Here is a 16838-nt window from a genome sequence, read left to right as displayed (position 1 = left end):
TGGCGGAAAGGGCCGCGCACGGCCCCTTCCCTTTCATTGGAAACAGGGCCTTACTCGGCGAGGCTCACATCCGTAAAGATGTGGCCGCCCAGAGGATGCACCTTGTAGCCTTCGACTTCGGGACGCATCGGCATGAAGACAACCGAGTGTGCAATCGTGGCCCATGGGGCCTGTTCCTTGAAGACAACCTGCGCCTCTTCGTACAGGCGCGTACGCTCTGCCGGGTCGGTCACGGTTTTGGCTTCCTGAATCAGGTCCTCGAAGGGCTGATTGCACCATTGCGCCCGGTTGGAGGCCTCGACCCCGTCACAGCCCAGCAGGACCGCAAGGAAGTTGTCGGGATCGCCATTGTCGCCGGTCCAGCCCAGCAGAACCGCGCCGTCGCGGTCCAGTGCGCGCGAACGCTCCAGATATTCGCCCCATTCGTAGGACACGATTTCCACATCCACACCGATCTTGCCAAAATCGGCCTGCATCAATTCAGCCATGCGGCGGGCGTTCGGGTTGTAGGGACGCTGCACCGGCATCGCCCAGATCTTCATCGACAGATCGGACACGCCTTCTGCTTCCAGCATCTCCTTGGCGGCCTCGGGATCGAAGGCGTCATCCTCGACCGCGTCATTATAGGACCACATGGTCGGCGGAATCGGGTTCTTGGCAATCTGGCCGGATCCCTGGAACACCACGTCGATGATCGCCTGCTTGTCGATCGCCATGTTCAGCGCCTTGCGGACCTTCGGATTGTCAAAAGGCGCAACGGTGGTGTTATAGGCCAGATAGCCAACGTTCAGGCCTTCCTGCTGTGCGACGGTGACGGCTTCGTCATCCTGCATCGCCTGAATGTCAGCCGGGTTCGGATAGGGCATGATGTGGCACTCGCCCGCCTGAAGCTTCTGGTAGCGGACCGAAGCATCGGGGGTGATGGCGAAGACCAGATTGTCGACCTTGGGCAGACCGTCGGCCCAGTAATCGGGGTTCTTGGCGTAACGGATCACCGCATCTTTCTGATAGGCGACAAAGCTGAACGGGCCGGTGCCGACAGGTGCCTGATTCAGCATTTCGGGCGTGCCGGCCTCCATCATCGCATCGGCATATTCCGCTGACAGGATCGAGGCGAAATCCATTGCCAGATTCGCGATGAACGGCGCTTCGGGGCGGGACAGAACGAATTTGACCGTCATGTCATCGACCTTTTCGACCGAGGAGATCAGGTCAGGCATCGACATGGACTGGAAATATTCCCAGGAACCGCCCGAGGCGCTGTGAAAGGGGTGATCTTCCAGACGCTGACGCTCGAACGAAAAGATCACGTCATCCGCGTTGAAATCGCGCGACGGCGTAAAGTTGTCATTGGAATGGAACTTGACACCCGGCCGCAGATGGAAGGTGTATTCAAGGCCGTCCTCGGACGCTTCCCAGCTTTCGGCCAGACCCGGAACAACTTCGGTCGTGCCGGTCTTGAACTCTGCCAGACGGTTGTAGACCGGGTGCGACGAGGCATCGAATGTCGTGCCCGAAGTGAAGAGCGCCGGGTCAAAGCCCTCGGGCGATCCTTCGGAGCAATAGACCAGCGTTTGCTGGGCCGCGGCGGACCCGGCCAACATGGCCGCAATCCCTGCCGAAACCATAAGTCGTTTGAGTGTCATTTTCAGTCTCCCAGTTTTAGTCTCTTGGTCTCTCCGCACGAAGGGGTGGAATTTTCAATCCGCCCTCCCCGGCGGCAAGTTTTGTCAGACGTCCAATCCGCCGCCGGTGATTTGCGCGAACGCGCCCATGGCACCCGGCCCTTTCACCATATCAGCAGATCGCCGATCCGTTTTCGCAGATGCGACCGGACAGATCGAACGCCCTCTGATGCAACATGAAATACATTTGTCTCTGGCGCCGCAAGCTTTGCGGCGCGTCAATCTGCAAAGAATCCCGTCAACATCCGCCTTACGTTGAGATTTGCCATCGTTTCCGCGCCCGGCATCTGGAAAATCGGGCAGGTCGGTAATCCCACGCTCGATGCGCCAATTGACAAGGCGCAGGCCCTATTGCGTCGTCTCCGCGACCAACGTCTTGTATAACGCACGAATACGGGCAAAGACCGGTCCGCGTCCGCCATCCGTTCCGATGCTGCGCCCGTCAATTTCCGCCACAGGCGTCTGCGCGCCGAATGTGCCGGTCAGAAACGCCTCGTCCGCGCCATAGGCATCAACCAGCGAGTAATTGCGCTCGAACACCGGAATGCCGTCCTGGCGACACAGTTCTATGACCTTGCGGCGCGTCACGCCGTTCATGCAATAGTCGCCGGTCGAGGTCCAAACCTCGCCCTTGCGGACGATGAAGAAGTTGCAGGCATTGGTGGTGTTCACAAACCCATGCGGGTCCAGCATCAACCCTTCATCCGCGCCCGCCTGTTCAGCCTGAAGGCAAGCAATCACGCAGTTCAGCTTTGAATGGGAATTGTACTTCGCGTCCTGGCTCATCGGCAATCCGCGCACCTGCGGGACAGTGGCCAGCCGGATACCTTTGGACTGCAACGTATCGACCGGTTTCGAATGCTCCATGATGATGACGATCGTTGGCCCGCTGCGCGACAGCGACGGGTGCTGGAACGGGCGCACCTTGACGCCGCGCGTGACCATAAGACGGCAATGCACATCATGGATCATCTTGTTGGCAACGCGTGTCTTTTCCAGTGCTGCGACCAGTTCTGTTCGGCTTAGCCCGATGTCCAGCGCAACGGCTTTGCAGGACTCGTAAAGCCGGTCCATGTGATCGTCCAGAAACGCCCATTTGCCATTATACAGCCGCAGCCCTTCCCACATCCCGTCACCCAGCATGAAGCCGCTGTCATAGACCGAGACCTTGGCCTCGTCGCGATGTTTCAACGCACCGTCGACATAAATCAGGATGTCACGATTGCGCGGATCATCCTCGGCGGAATGCGTGGTCTCGGGCTGTGTATCTTGGGATGTCATGCGGCCTCCTGCACCTTCGGTTCAGACATGGGGACCATGCCGCGCGGTGCGCGAAAAGCCAAGTTCCCGAAGACGTGCGGAGTTTCGGACCAGAAGCTGTGGGGCGGCCACGTCCGGGCAACACGCTGCATGCCGATGCCGCCAGCGCATCGCGGTGCCCGCCTCGGCAGATCTTGCGTCTGAGATCCATCGAATGATCCCCGTAGAATCCGGCCGTGCGTGTTTTCAATAACATGCCGTGTCTCGGGCGCCTGCCGTCCCTGCGTGTCAAACTTTCCAACCCAAAGCGTTCAGACGGGAAATCAGCCTTTCGATGGACGCGTCGTCCTCCAGGTCAATCGCGTTCACCTTCCAGAACCAGTAGATATATTTTGCAAATTCCGGCTGCGTCACCTTCGCCTGCGCAAACGCTTCGGCCACGCCGATCTTCGGCACGTTGGCGCAGATATGATGGAAGTCCACCCCGGCAAACAAGACCGACGGCTTGCCAAAGAACATCGCATGAAAGGCCGCACTGGAATTCTGCGTCACGACAAGATCGCAGGTCGCCAGAGCCTGCTCCATCGCCATATCTTGCACCCTGAAACGCGGATATTGCACCTGAAGGGCCCCAAGCGCCTCTTGCTCTGCGTCGCTGTAGCTCTCATTCGGATGCAGGGTTGCGACAATGGGCAAATCGCTGTTTTGCAGCGTCTCTTCAATCATCCTGATCGGAGAGGTGCTTTGAAAGGAGCGATGCTGCATCACCCTTCCCTGCAAGGGCATGTAGATGAAACCGTCGCGCGACGCCTGCCTTGCACATCGCCCGAATAGCCTTTCCTGCCAGTCGTCAAAAAACGTCGCCGCTGCGGCGGCATCAATCTCGCCGGGATCGAACCGTGCCTTGGCGCTTTGCCATTGCCAGCGCGCCGCGCAGCGTTCGAACTGCCAGAACGAGCCCGCATAAAGCCGCCGAAAGACCAGCCCGTTGCGGCCAATCGGTTCGGACATATGAACAAGGCTCATCTCGGCCGTGTCAGCCGATTGCCGGTGCTTGGGGGCATTTCGCGACAGGGTGACTTCTGTCCCGGTCCGGCGACCGACCTCCTGGATCGCGTTGAATACCTCATGTTCGCCGTTACGGGCGCGCTGAAGGCTTTTGCTTGTCAGATAAAGGCGAATGCCAGGCCTGGCGCGCTTGGGTCTGTTCTTCGCGCCGAAGTCGAAGGCCTTTTGGGCGATGGGGCGCAATCTGACCAAGGTGCGTTGCTTGGCGTCCGTCCGGTCGCTTTGCTTTTGCGGAACGTGAACAAGCGTCGCCAATATCCGGGCGTAAAGCAAAAATTCGACGCTGGGATCGTCTTGGCCCACCAGCATATAGCCGCGAAAGAACGCCTCCATCGCGTCATCGGGAATGACCTGACCGGGCCGCAAATCCACTTCGCTGCGCAGGATCGACGTATAATCCAGAAGGATCTTGCCAATGTCGAACCCGACCGGCGCGCGCTGATCCTTTGAAAAGTCGATACAGGCCATCCGGTGCCCGTCAAAGATCAGGTTGCGCATGTGGAAATCGCCGTGTTGAACGGCCGACACGGTTTCGCGCCCTTGAAAGGCGGGTGCCAGCTGCGCCAGCTTGTCGATCCCCTTCAGGAACAGTGGCTTGGCCGCGACCTTCATCTCGCCAGAGGCAATCTGGTCGCGCAGTTTTTCGTAATAGCCGACGGTGTGTTGCGGCTGAAACCCGCGCGTTTCGGCACCCCCGGCACGGTGGTAGGCATCCAGCCAGCGACCGGCATGTTCTAGAAATACCAATTGTGCGGCGCGATCGAAACTCGCCTCACGCATGAATTCGGAAAGCGGGCGACCTTCAATAAATGTCATCAGGCTCGCCTGATTGTCGGCATCAAGATAAACCGGTTTGGGCACGGTCAGATCATCCGAATGCGGAAACAAATCGAACGCCGTGGACTGCATTGCGTATTCTGCCGCAAATCCGTGCGGCTCCGACGGGCGCAATTGGAATTTATAGGTAAAAGGCCCGCAATCTTTATGCTCTGCCAAATAGCTGATCCGAGAGATTGTCGGATCGTCGCGTTTTGACAGACGTGTCAATGTCCAGCCAGTGCGCGACAGGCCAGCGCCGCTGGCGACATTGCCAAAGGCCCGTTCGGACTGGATTTCAAGTTCGGAAAGCTGCCTGCCAGGCCTCATGTGGTTCCCATTGCCTCTGCGCTGATGCGATGCCCCGCACGCCATGCTGCAAGGATTGCGCGCATTTGGCAAACGGCACGATCCCTGCGGCCTCTGTGCGGGGCCGCACAGTGCCGGTTCATGTACTAGGTGCTCTTCGCTCTTGATCCGCGCCAGCCGGACCTACACTCTTTGTCAAAGCAAAAAAGGAATGTGCAGATGCGGAAATTACAAAGTCAGGGCGTGCATCACATCACCCTTGTGGGGGCCGACCGGCAAACCTCGATTGATTTCTGGGAAGGGCTGCTGGGGATGCCGTTTGTCTTCGACCAGCCCAATCTGGATGACCCGGATGAAGGGCATATCTACTTTGACCCCGGTGACGGTCGGCTTATCACGGTCTTTACCAATGAAAGCCGCAAACCCCAGCGCAGCCGCACCCCGACGGATCCCGGTTGCGTGCATCACCTGGCCTTTTCGGTCAGTCAGGCGACGTTTTGGCAGGCGGTAGAGCGGCTGGACGAGCGCGGCATTCGCCATTCCGGCCCGAAGGATCGCGGCTTTATGGATTCGATCTATTTCAAGGATCCGATGGGCCTGCTGATCGAGCTGGCCTCTTACCGGTTTGAGCCGCCGGAAGGCTGTCGCCATGCCGATGTGATGATCGAGGCGCACCGGATCCGCGTGGCCCGCGGCGATCACCATATCGACCGCATTCACCTTGCCGACGCGATCGAGGCACTGACCACGCGCAGACACAGTTCCCTGTCCGACGACCGGTCACCGAAAAACCCGTATTAGGTCGAAAGGCGTTTGCAGGTAAGAAAACGGCCGGAATCGTCGCGACTATATCGACAAACCACCGGGATGAGAGGTCCACGCCGTCGGTATTGATTTCAACGTTTGGGGGGTGCCGCAACCCACATCAAAAGCGGCAATCCCCATCCGGACCTGTCAAAATCAGGCCGGCCCAAGATACGATTGCCGGTGCTCATATGCGTTAACCATCTTTAGAAACCTCATCACGCAGAATTGAGTATAACTTGACTGAATTGATCTTATCGAATAATTAACGTATACGATCATTTGGCCTAAAAAGGCCTAGGGTTGGGGTGCGCCGCATTTGGGGAAAACGGTATGTGGCGCTTATTGTTGTAATAGGAGATTGAGTTTATGGGAAAATTTCTAGCGGCTGCGGCCGTTTCGGCATTGATGACGACTGGTGCATACGCCGCGACTTTCTCCGGTAGCTTTGCGCTTTCGGGTGACGCGTTTTCGGATCCCGGCCTTGTTGTGAACGCCGATCCGATGTCGCACACTGGCAGCTTCGACCTTGACGTTGGTGACAGCATCACGTTCGACCTGTTCGACATCTGGACTGACGAAAACTCCGTTGGTAGCGATGACACTGTCGCGCAATCCATCATTGCGGATTTCGACTTCACATCGCCAGCAGTCAGCGGCACCCTTGGTGGCTCGTCCATTGGCAACCGCTCTTTCACTGGTTTTTACCAGAGTGGCTCGGTTAGCTGGGGTGGCCCGATCAGCCTGGCGTTTGGCAATGGCGGACAGTTGGATCTGGAACTCAGCGATGCGACGTTCAACCGCGGCAACTGGTGGAGCACAAATCCCGGCGACGAGAATGGTGCCACCATTCGGTTGACCGCAACTTATGTATCCGAATCGATTTCGCCAGTTCCGCTGCCGGCCAGCGGCCTTCTTCTGGTTGCCGGTCTGGGTGGTCTTGCTGCGGCGCGTCGTCGTAAGAAAGCCAGCTAAATCCAAGCTCTGTCAATCTGAGCAAAGACTTCAAAACGGGCCGCATCATCGGCCCGTTTTGCTTTTCGGGACCAAGCGCCAAAATTGCGTCGCTCACATGCCAAGCCCCGTTTACTGCTTGAACGGGCGATGCAGATCATCAGCCAGACATTGTTGCGCGAAGAAGCGCCTTGGCGCGCGACGATGACAACGGATAAGGGTCCAGGGCCAGGCGGGCCGCTTTGCTCTGCCGTCTCTCTTCCGATAAATTGCACCCAAGTTGCCGGCAAGCAGCGCGGCCCCGCGACCGGACTGACGCTAAACGTCAGTAATCCCTCTCGAAATAGATACCCAACCCGGTATCGCCATCCGACGACACGCTGCCCCGCGCGGTAATGGACGGGGTTATGGTGAGGTTCAGGTTCACCTCGCTGCCGCCCGACGCATCGACCGTCACATCCGTGTAGATGTTTTCCGAGATATACTTGCCCAATCGCAGCCCGGCATTGCCCTCTTCGTCGGTGGTCACGTCCAGATCATCAACGCCAAAGCCCATTCGCAGCCGGTCCATGATGCCATCCCCCCCGCGCCCGACAAGCGTGTTGATCGCCGATGCAATCTGCAAGGCTTGAAACGCCGAAATCTCGGACATGTCACGCCCGAACAGAAGCTGGGCAAGGATGTCCTCTTCGGGCAGTTCCGGCGTCGAGGTGATGGTGACTTCGGGGTCAGAGGCCAGCCCCTCGATGATGAACCGCACCGTCACATCGCCCGAGTCGGTCTCTGCCACCACCCGCAGATACGGATCAAAATCGCCCAGAAGCTGCGCTGATGCTTCGGTTATGTCCAACCGTTTTCCCAAGATATTGAACCGGCCCCGCACGAGATCAAATTCGCCCTGCGGCACGACATTCGTGGTGGTTCCGGTCAGGCGCAGTTCTCCGCCCAGTTCGGCGTCCAACCCGCGCCCGCGCACGAAAATCCTTGCCGGTGCGCGGATCAGCAGGTCCAGCGGATAGGACGCGCCCGCAGAGGCTGTCCCGGAAGAGGTTCCACCAGCCCCGGCATCCTCCTTGCCCGCGCGATTGAGCGTGGCGCGCACGTCGCGGGGCGCATTGACATGGTGCAGACCGAACACGCTGCCCGATGGGCCCATGCCGGTATCGGCCACGCGCAGTTCCACCGAATTCAGCGTCAGCACACCTGCGATCAGGGCACCGCCCGTCAGGGGCCCGCGCATGGTGATATTGCCATCGGCATCGGCTTCATAAAGCCCCGGTTTGACAAGCTCTATCCCTTCCAGCGCCAGCGCCAGATCGGCGGGATAGGACGGCGTCAGCGTGACCGCCCCGCCCAGCCGCAACCGCCCGCCCGAGGACAGATTGCCGTTGAAATCAAGGTTGGCACGCCCACCGCCCAGATTTGCCGCGCCAGAGATGCCGGTGATCGACAGCCCGGCACTTGGCACCACCACCTGAGCGTTGCTCAGCGACGCGCGCCCAGACAGCGATTGCAACGCCAGTGGCCCGTTGATGCCGATATCGAAATCCACCGCGCCGGAAATCAGGTTCGGGGCGGCAAGGCCGCTGACCAGCCCCAGCGGTGCATTGCCGCGCACCGTCAGGTTGGCGCGCGCATTGGCGGCATCGTATTGCCCGTCAATATCGGCGGCGATGCCCCCCGGTCCGGTCGCACTGACATCCACCGTGTAAGGCCCGCCCGATGCGCTGATCAAACCGCTGGCCGTCGCCCGCCCCGAGAAATCCGCCGCGTATAGCCCGATGTCGCGCAAGGCTGCGGAAAACCGCAGACGGCTGCGCTCTGCCGACTGCGATCCGGTCAGGTCCGCCGTCAGTTCTGGCGTGGCGATTTCCAGTTGATCGAAGACAAAAGTGCCGCTTTCGCGTCGCAGCGTGGTCTCGAACGTGCTGCGCCCGACAAGCAGTTTGTCGGCCTCGGCGATCCCTGTGCGCAGGGACTGACCGACCACGCTGGCCGTCGCGTTCAGATCGCCCGATGCCTGATAGCTGCCCGAGCCTTCCAGTTGCACGCCCCCGCCGATGGGACGCCCGGCGATCTGCGCATAGGCCGACAGGTCCTGCACCTGCGCGCTGCCCTCTGCAGTGACAGAAACCAGCGCCAGTTCGTCGGTGACAGCCGACCCGCGCGCGCTAAGCTGCGCCGCACCCGGCCCGTCGCCATTCACATCGAACACCCAGTCATCGCCGGTCTGCGTGACCGTGCCGTTTATCCGGGCGGCACCGCGAAGCTGGCCGTCAAGGCGGCTTGCATCCGGTGCGATCAGCGTGAACCGGCCCGCGCTGTTGCCATCGATCAACGTGCCGTCGGCGTCCAGCCGCAGCCCGTCGGCGTCGATCTTCGCGCTTTCCAAAGCCAATCCCGTTTCGTCCTGGCGCGCCACCACAGCCAGCGTCGCAGGCCCCGCGAACAGCCGGTCGAAATTCTCCTGCCCGATGGCCAGATTGCGCGTGGTGCCATTGGCCTCGACGTTGAAATGCTGCGTTTCAGGCTCAAACCGGCCATTAACCGTCAGGGACGCGGCCCCCGCCAATGGGCGGCCCGCGATCTCGGCAAAGGCGGCCAGATCACCGGCTTGCAATTCGCCATCCCCGGAAAGCGCCACCAGCGCCCCGTTCAGGGTTTCCGCCCGGCCTTTGGCCGCGATTGTGGCATCGCCCGGCCCAGCGCCATCAACGTCGAAATCCCAATTGTCACCAGTCTGATTGAAGGTGCCCAACAGGCGCGCTGATCCTTGCAGGCGCGGCTCTATCAGCCCGGCATTTGCAGTGACCAATGAAAATTCGCCCGCGCTGTCGCCAGTGGCAAGGGTGCCGCTGGCCTCCAGCTTTGTGCCGTTCGCGTCGATGCTGAACTTGTTCAGCGTGACGCCGCCCTCATCGCGCACAGCATCCAGCGACAGTGCCGCCTCACCGGCGAACAGCCGGTCGAAATTCTCCTGCCCCAGCGCCAGATCGGTGGTCGTGCCATTGGCCGTCAGGTTGAAACCGCGCGAAATCGCCGAGACCCGCCCCGCGATCTGCAATTGCGCGGCCCCTTTCAGCGGTTGTCCGGCAAGCGGTGCAAACCGGCCAAGATCATTTGCCGACAGCGCGATATTGCCCGATATATCGGTCTCGACAGCGCCCTCGACCGTAGCAACCGTGGCGTCGCCGTTCAGCCTGTAATCGGCCCCACTCAGACGGATCGTGCTAAGGTTCAGCGGGTTGCCTTCGGTATAATCAAAACTCACATCGCCGGTCAGATCAGACCCCACCGCGGCGGCCAGCGCCTCGTCTGAGAAACCCAAGCCCCCGATCCTGAGGTTCAGATCGCCCAGAACCTGCCCCAGTGCGGTTCCCTCACCGCGCCGCAGCGTACCCTCCCCGGCCAGCACAAAAGCCTCGGCCGTCAGATCCGGCCGTGCAAAACGGTCGGCTGCGATCCGGGCCTGCCAGACATCGCTTTGTGCGCTGTCGAATTGCAGCCGCATCTGCGCAGAACCAACCTCTGTCCGGTCGCCGGGGATCGCCAGCAACACGGGCGCGCCGTCTTCGGACGCGATGCGCGCCTCCAGATCGAAACGCTCTGGCCATTTATCTGTCCCCAGCGCCGCGCTGCCGACGACAGAGACCGTCTGCGCCTGCACATCCAGTTCCGTCAGTTCCAATCGGCCATTCTCATAGCTGACGCCCGAAGCATCCAGCGATAGGTCCGCGCCGACAAAATCGCGATAGTCCGGTTGCAGCAGCGGTCGAATGTCGCCGCCAAGCTGTGCGGCAAAACGGCGGCCGGTCTCGGACGGCGTGTCGCCTTCGACCCGCGACAGCGTGACCGTGCCCTCAAGACGGGGTTCGCTGTCGGTCTCCAGCGCGATTTCCGCCCCGAAGGCGTCCAGCGGCCCATCGCCTTGCACGGTCAAGGCCAGATCAGGCGTCTGCGGCAGGCCGATCAGCGTGGCAACCAACCCGTCCTCGCCCTCTTCGACGCTCAGATCCAGCGTCAGGTTGCGGGTCTCGTTGGCATAGCTGCCCGCAAGGTTCAGCGCGATGTCGGTGCCTTCTGTACCTTGCGCGGTCAACGTGGCCTCGCCCTCGCCGTCTGCCAATTGCGCAGAACCTTCCAGCGTCGCCACCACTTCGCGGCCCAGAACGGTCGGTCCAAGGCGGACACGTTCGGCGGCGATCTTGCCGATATTGATGGACACCGGCAGATCCGGCAGCACAAATGGCGTGGCTTCCGGCGCTGGTACGTCCGGTCCGGTGGAGACAGGCAACCGGTCCAGATCAATCTCTGTCGCGGAAAACTCCTCGACCACCACCGCGCCGCGCAGCAAGGCAGAGCGTTTCCAGTCCAGCACGATGCCGCGCACGGTGATCCAGACGCCCTGATCGTCGGCGATGGTCATCTCTTCGATCGTCGCCGTCGAACTCAGCGCCCCCTCGAACCCGACAATCCGCACCGACCGGCCAGCCGAGGACAGGTTATCCTCCAGCAGACCCTGAAGGTAGCCGCGATCTTCCTCCTGCGTTTGTGCAGTGGCCGCCATCGGCAGCATGAGGCCGGCAAGAATGACAAGGATGCAGGTCAGATGTTTCAAAACGCTTGCCCTATCCCGATATAGAATTGCACGCCGTCGCCGGTATCCCCCGACACCGGGGCGGCGACGTCAAAACGAATGGGGCCGATGCCCGTCTGGTATCGCAATCCCAGCCCCGCACCCGCGTGCCAGTCGCCGGTATCGCCAAAGCTGCTATCGGCGCTGACATAGCCGGCATCGGCAAATCCCACCGCGCCGATGCTTTGCGTGATCGCCACGCGCAGTTCTGTCGAAAGCCCCACAAAGCCGCGCCCGCCGCTGCTGTCCCCGCTGCCCAGATCGACGTCAAGCGATTGGTAAGGCTGACCGCGCACCGTGCCGGGACCACCCGAATAGAACAGGTATTCCGGCCGCGTGTTTTCCAGCCCCGCGCCAAGCACCGCGCCAAATTGCAGCCGCCCCGCAACCACCACGCCGTCCTCTTCGCCAAATCCCTGATAGCCACGAATATCGGTATAGACCCGCGCCCCGCTGTCAGAGCCTTGCAGGCCAGCGAATGGAGTCAATTCCAGCTTTGCAAAGGTGCCTTTCTTGGGGTTCAGCACATCGTCGCGCTTGTCGCGGGTGATCGATGTGGGGAACGCCACAACCTGAAAGGTCCGGTCGCCGAAACTGTCGCTGATTTCCGAATAGCTGTAGGAAATCCCCGCCTCGGCGCTGATATCCTCGGTCAGACGCCAGGTGACACCGCCGCCCACTGTAATCGCTTCGGAGAAATAGGATGGCTCGTCCTGAAGCTCGTATTCAGCCATGACAAAACCCGTGGTATCGGCCCCCAAAGCGGCCGGAATCTCCAGTCTCACACCCGCGAAATAGTCAATGCCGCTGTTGCCGCCGATATTTGAAACCCGCGCGTCGAAACGCAGCCGCTCTGCCCCGCCAAGCAGGTTCCGATGCAGCCAGAAGCCACTTAGCATCAGCCCTTCCAGCGACGAGATCTCGGCACCAAAGCCGAAGCGACGCGGTTTTTCATCAACCAGGGCGGCTTCGACATCCATGCTGCCATCCGGCCTGACCAGATCAGCCTCCGTCAGGCTGACAGAGGCAAAGGCCCCGGTGCGGCGCAGCCGTTCGGCGGCGCGGCGCAGCTCGTCGGGCGAATAGACTTCGCCGGTCGGCAAACCTGCAATGCGCTGGATACGCGCCGCGCGCACCGCACTGGGGTCGGTGATGACAAGATCGCCAAAGCGCACTTTTGGGCCGGGCGCGATGCGCACATCCACCGACAGCGTGCTGTTGCTGTGCTGGGCATTGACGGTTTGCGCGCCGACATCGGCCTTGGCATAGCCGACCTCTCGCCAGCCACCGACGGCAGTATTGACGGCGTCGCGAATAACCGGGCTACGGGCTTTCTTGCCCGCCCCGAACGCGTCGGGCAATTCGGTCCCCGGCGCAAGCGGGGCCACGCTCAGCCGTCCGAACCGAAACTGCGGACCGCGATCCACGACAATGGCAACAGTGTCGATGCTGGTCGGCACATCCAAAAGCGGGATGGCGCTCGCCTCGCGTCCGTCCACCAGAATATTGACCGTGCCACCGTAATATCCATGCGCATACAATGTCTCGACGATGCGGGCGTAATCGGCCAGCGCAGCAGCAAGGATGCTCCTTGGCCCGGTACGCCCCTCATCCTTCGCAGCCGCGACAAGCGAGACGTCCTGAATGTCTTCGGCAAGCTCTGACTCACCATTGGCAAAGCGGAAATCAACGGAGTCGAGCGCCCAGAGTCCCGACGGCGCACCGCCTATGCCAATGACCACAATCGCCGCAACCCCAGCCCAACTTCCAACACGCATATGAAACCGCACCTTTTTCTCCTGCCCTCGCTTTGCAGACTAGATAGGACCGAGCCGAGACTCCACCAGTTTGAAACTTTGCAACGGCAAACAGTATCACTTCGGCGTGAGGCTACCGACAAAACCACCCATTTGCCAAGAAGATGATGCACGGCATCCAAGAACACACACAACGTCGGGGTCGCCGCCCAGCCTGCTGCGGGAAAGCGGTACGGTCCTGACCAGACCTCCCTCCCGCCCCCTGTATCGGCGCGAACGCCCCCGCAAACTCTCCGGGAAACTCTCCGGCAAACTTGCCTCTGGTTCCGGCAGGACCACATTTGCCACACGCAAAACGCGGCCCCGATGGGGGCCGCGTTTTTTGAAAAAACCTGTGTGCCGAAGGCACCCATTCAGGTCAAACCTGCAAAGCCAGCTCAGGCGATCTCGACAAGCTCGATATCAAAGGTCAGGTCCTTGCCCGCCAGCGGGTGATTGGCGTCAAGCGTCACCTGCTCTTCGGTCACTTCGGCAACGGTCACGGCCATCGTTTGGCCATCGGGCGTCTGCACCTGCAATTGCGTGCCAAGGTCCAGCGGAATATCCGCCGGGATCTCGGTGCGCGGCACGGACTGGCGCGCCGCGGGGTCGGGCTGACCATAGGCGTCATCCGCGACCACTTCGACTTTCTTGGAATCGCCAACCGCCATGCCGGGCATCGCCTTGTCGAGGCCGGGAATGATCTGCCCGGACCCCACGGTGAATTCCAGCGGATCGCGGCCCGCGCTGGAATCGAACGTGCTGCCATCGGCAAGCGTGCCGGTATAGTGGATGCGAACGGTGTCTCCCGTTTTGACTTCGGTCATGCTAAATCCAGTACTGTCTTGGGATGAGTTTGAAAGGCCGTGCGCAGCCTGCGCAGGCGACCTGGATGAATGGCGCAAGACCCTAACCGCCCTGCCAGCGGATTGCAAACCGTCATCCCCGATGGCGAAGAACAGGCGAATTTCGCCCCTTTTCCCCGCCGGTCCAGCATGCGACTGTGACCCGACCCACGGAGGACAGCATGCCCATCACCACCTGTGTCTTCGACGCCTACGGAACCCTGTTCGACGTCACCGCCGCCGCGCGACAAGCCGCAGAGCAGCCGGGGCGCGAGAAACTGGCCGCCTCGTGGCAGGCGCTCGCCGCTGACTGGCGCGCCAAACAGTTGCAATACACCTGGCTGCGGGCGATCACTGGCGAACATACGCCATTCTGGAACGTCACGATGGACGGGCTGGACTGGGCGATGGAAAAACACGGGCTGGAGGATGACGCAGAGCTGCGCGAAATCCTGCTGGCGCTGTATTGGGAACTTGCCGCATACCCTGAAGTGCCCGCCATGCTGGCCAAGCTCAAGGCCGCGGGCAAATCCTGCGCCATCCTGTCCAATGGCAGTCCCGACATGCTGGAAGGCGCTGTCGCGTTTTCCGGCATCGGCACCTATCTCGACGCGGTCCTGTCGGTCGAGGATGTCGGCATCTTCAAGCCCGCCAGCAAAGTCTATGGCATGGTCGGCGCGCGCTTCGGTTGCGCCCCCGAAGAGGTACTTTTCGTGTCGTCCAACGGCTGGGACGTGGCCGGGGCGTCAGGCTACGGGTTCCGCACGGTCTGGGCCAATCGCGCGGGCGATCCCGTCGACCGTCTGCCCCACCGCCCGGCCCATATTCTGTCCGACCTGACGACATTGCCGGAGATCGCCACCTGATGCCCTATTTCCAGTCCTCCGACGATGTGCGCCTGCATTACACCGATGAGGGCGAAGGCCTGCCGGTGCTGGCGCTTTCCGGCCTCACCCGCGATGGCCGCGATTTCGACTATGTCGCTCCGCATCTGAAGGGCGTGCGCCTGATCCGGCTGGACTATCGCGGGCGCGGCAAATCCGACTGGCCGGGCCCGGAATCCTACACCATCCCGATCGAGGCGCGCGACGCCATCGAATTGCTGGACCATCTGGGGCTGTCCAAGGCCGCGGTGCTGGGCACGTCGCGTGGCGGGCTGATCGCCATGGGGCTTGGGGCCGGCACCCGCGACCGTCTGCTGGGTGTCGCGCTCAACGACATTGGCCCGGACATCGCCACCGGCGGGTTGGAGGCGATCATGGGCTATCTCGGCCGCAAGCCGCGCTGGAAGACCTATGACGAGGCCACCGCCGCGCGCGCCGGGGCGATGACAGGCTTTGCCAATGTCCCGGCAGAGCGGTGGCGCGCCGAGGTCGAAAAACTGTATATCGAAACGCCCGAAGGCCTCGATCTGCCCTATGACGCGCAGCTGCGTGATGCCGTCGAGGCCGCTGGCGCGCAGCCCGCCCCCGATCTCTGGCCGTTCTTCGACGCGATGGCGGGCCTGCCGCTGGCGGCGATCCGGGGTGCCAATTCCGATCTGCTGACCCCTGCCACCTTTGCGGAAATGCAGCGCCGCCGCCCCGACATGATCGCCGCCGAAGTGCCCGACCGCGCGCATATTCCCTTTCTGGACGAACCCCAGGCGCTGGCCGCACTGGATGAATGGCTGGAGAGCATGCGTTGAATATCACCATGATCGAGGCCGCCGCACAGCGGCTAAGCGGTCATGCAAGACGCACACCGCTGCTGTCATCACCGTTTCTGGATGAAATCGCCGGGCGACGCGTGCTGGTCAAACCCGAATGCCTGCAACATACCGGCAGCTTCAAATATCGCGGCGGCTATGCGGCGATCTCTGCGCTGGCAGCGGATGTGCGGGCGCGGGGCGTACTGGCCTATTCGTCGGGCAATCACGCGCAGGGCGTGGCACTGGCCGCCCGCCAGCACGGCATTCCCGCCGTCATCATCATGCCCCAGGATGCGCCCGCGCTGAAAATCGCCAATACAAGCGCCTTGGGGGCCGAGGTGGTGCTTTATGATCGTGCCGGGGCGCAGACCCGCGAAGCCTTGGGCGAAGATCTGACACGGACGCGCGGCCTGACCCTGATCCGGCCTTACGACGAACCGCAGGTGATCGCGGGCCAAGGCACTTGCGGGCTGGAGATTGCCGCACAGGCGCGCGACGCAGGCGTGGAGACGGCCGATGTGCTGGTCTGCTGCGGCGGTGGCGGGCTGACCTCTGGCATTGCCCTCGCGCTGGAGGCACATGCCCCCGGTCTGCGCGCCCGCCCCGTCGAACCCGAAGGCTTTGACGACACCGCCCGCTCGCTTGTCGCCGGTCAGATCCTGCGCAACGACCGGCTGTCCGGCGGGCTGTGCGACGCGATCCTGACGCCCGCGCCCGGTGATCTGACCTTTCCGATCATGCAGCGCCTGTGCGGCCCCGGCCTTGTCGTCACCGACACACAGGCACTGGACGCGATGGCGCAGGCATTCCTGCGGCTGAAACTGGTGGCCGAGCCGGGCGGCGCCGTGGCGCTGGCCGCAGCACTCCACCACCCCGACCAGATTGACGGGGATGCGGTGATCTGTGTCATTTCGGGCGGCAATGTCGATGCAGACGTCTTTGCCCGCGCCTCTCGCCTTGGCAACACCTGACCGC

General features: G+C 61.7%; 11 protein-coding genes. 5 read left to right on the top strand and 6 right to left on the bottom strand.

Features of this window, described 5'->3' with window-relative positions; genetic code table 11:
• Positions 1-50 precede the first annotated feature (50 nt).
• The 3 genes from DMZ65_RS09615 to DMZ65_RS09605 all read right to left on the bottom strand — a co-directional run bounded on the left by DMZ65_RS09615 (position 51) and on the right by DMZ65_RS09605 (position 5159).
• Positions 51-1646 carry an ABC transporter substrate-binding protein gene (locus DMZ65_RS09615; RefSeq protein ID WP_116598694.1) on the bottom strand — a complete coding sequence of 532 codons (1596 nt, stop codon included), beginning with the start codon at positions 1644-1646 and terminating at the stop codon, positions 51-53.
• A gap of 387 nt (positions 1647-2033) precedes the next feature.
• A complete protein-coding gene (locus DMZ65_RS09610; protein ID WP_116598693.1) occupies positions 2034-2966 on the bottom strand; it encodes an aminotransferase class IV in 933 nt (310 codons plus the stop codon).
• A gap of 267 nt (positions 2967-3233) precedes the next feature.
• Positions 3234-5159 carry an aminoglycoside phosphotransferase family protein gene (locus DMZ65_RS09605; protein WP_157960589.1) on the bottom strand — a complete coding sequence of 642 codons (1926 nt, stop codon included), beginning with the start codon at positions 5157-5159 and terminating at the stop codon, positions 3234-3236.
• A 198-nt stretch (positions 5160-5357) separates the two neighbouring features.
• Here DMZ65_RS09605 and DMZ65_RS09600 point away from each other — a divergent pair, with 198 nt between their 5' ends.
• Positions 5358-5939 (top strand): VOC family protein, encoded by a 582-nt coding sequence (locus tag DMZ65_RS09600; protein ID WP_116598691.1) that lies wholly within the window; start codon positions 5358-5360, stop codon positions 5937-5939.
• Between the two features lie 372 nt (positions 5940-6311).
• Positions 6312-6917, top strand: coding sequence for a VPLPA-CTERM sorting domain-containing protein (locus DMZ65_RS09595; RefSeq protein WP_116598690.1), 606 nt, complete (start codon positions 6312-6314; stop codon positions 6915-6917).
• Positions 6918-7221: 304 nt separating this feature from the next.
• Here the strand turns inward: DMZ65_RS09595 and DMZ65_RS09590 are convergent, their stop codons facing one another.
• The 3 genes from DMZ65_RS09590 to DMZ65_RS09580 form a co-directional block, all read right to left on the bottom strand.
• Entirely contained in the window at positions 7222-11514 is a 4293-nt protein-coding gene (locus tag DMZ65_RS09590; protein ID WP_116598689.1) for a translocation/assembly module TamB domain-containing protein, read from the bottom strand.
• Complete coding sequence (locus DMZ65_RS09585) at positions 11511-13322, bottom strand: autotransporter assembly complex protein TamA (RefSeq protein WP_232824948.1); 1812 nt, start codon at positions 13320-13322, stop codon at positions 11511-11513. Before DMZ65_RS09585 ends, DMZ65_RS09590 begins: the two co-directional genes overlap by 4 nt.
• A gap of 404 nt (positions 13323-13726) precedes the next feature.
• Complete coding sequence (locus DMZ65_RS09580) at positions 13727-14155, bottom strand: FKBP-type peptidyl-prolyl cis-trans isomerase (protein WP_116598687.1); 429 nt, start codon at positions 14153-14155, stop codon at positions 13727-13729.
• Positions 14156-14355: 200 nt separating this feature from the next.
• Here DMZ65_RS09580 and DMZ65_RS09575 point away from each other — a divergent pair, with 200 nt between their 5' ends.
• Genes DMZ65_RS09575 through DMZ65_RS09565 form a run of 3 tightly spaced genes read left to right on the top strand, consistent with a single transcriptional unit; the run spans position 14356 to position 16834 of the window.
• Complete coding sequence (locus tag DMZ65_RS09575) at positions 14356-15039, top strand: haloacid dehalogenase type II (protein WP_116598686.1); 684 nt, start codon at positions 14356-14358, stop codon at positions 15037-15039.
• Positions 15039-15860, top strand: coding sequence for an alpha/beta fold hydrolase (locus tag DMZ65_RS09570; protein WP_116598685.1), 822 nt, complete (start codon positions 15039-15041; stop codon positions 15858-15860). Before DMZ65_RS09575 ends, DMZ65_RS09570 begins: the two co-directional genes overlap by 1 nt.
• Positions 15839-16834: a threonine ammonia-lyase gene (locus DMZ65_RS09565; RefSeq protein WP_116598684.1), complete on the top strand. Its 996-nt coding sequence runs from the start codon at positions 15839-15841 to the stop codon at positions 16832-16834. The genes DMZ65_RS09570 and DMZ65_RS09565 overlap by 22 nt, the downstream gene beginning before the upstream one ends.
• The last annotated feature ends 4 nt before the right edge of the window (positions 16835-16838 follow it).

Source organism: Primorskyibacter marinus, from assembly GCF_003313245.1.
Taxonomy (GTDB): domain Bacteria; phylum Pseudomonadota; class Alphaproteobacteria; order Rhodobacterales; family Rhodobacteraceae; genus Primorskyibacter; species Primorskyibacter marinus.
Note: the sequence above shows the minus strand (reverse complement) of the source record. Positions and strands in the feature narration are given on the sequence as shown.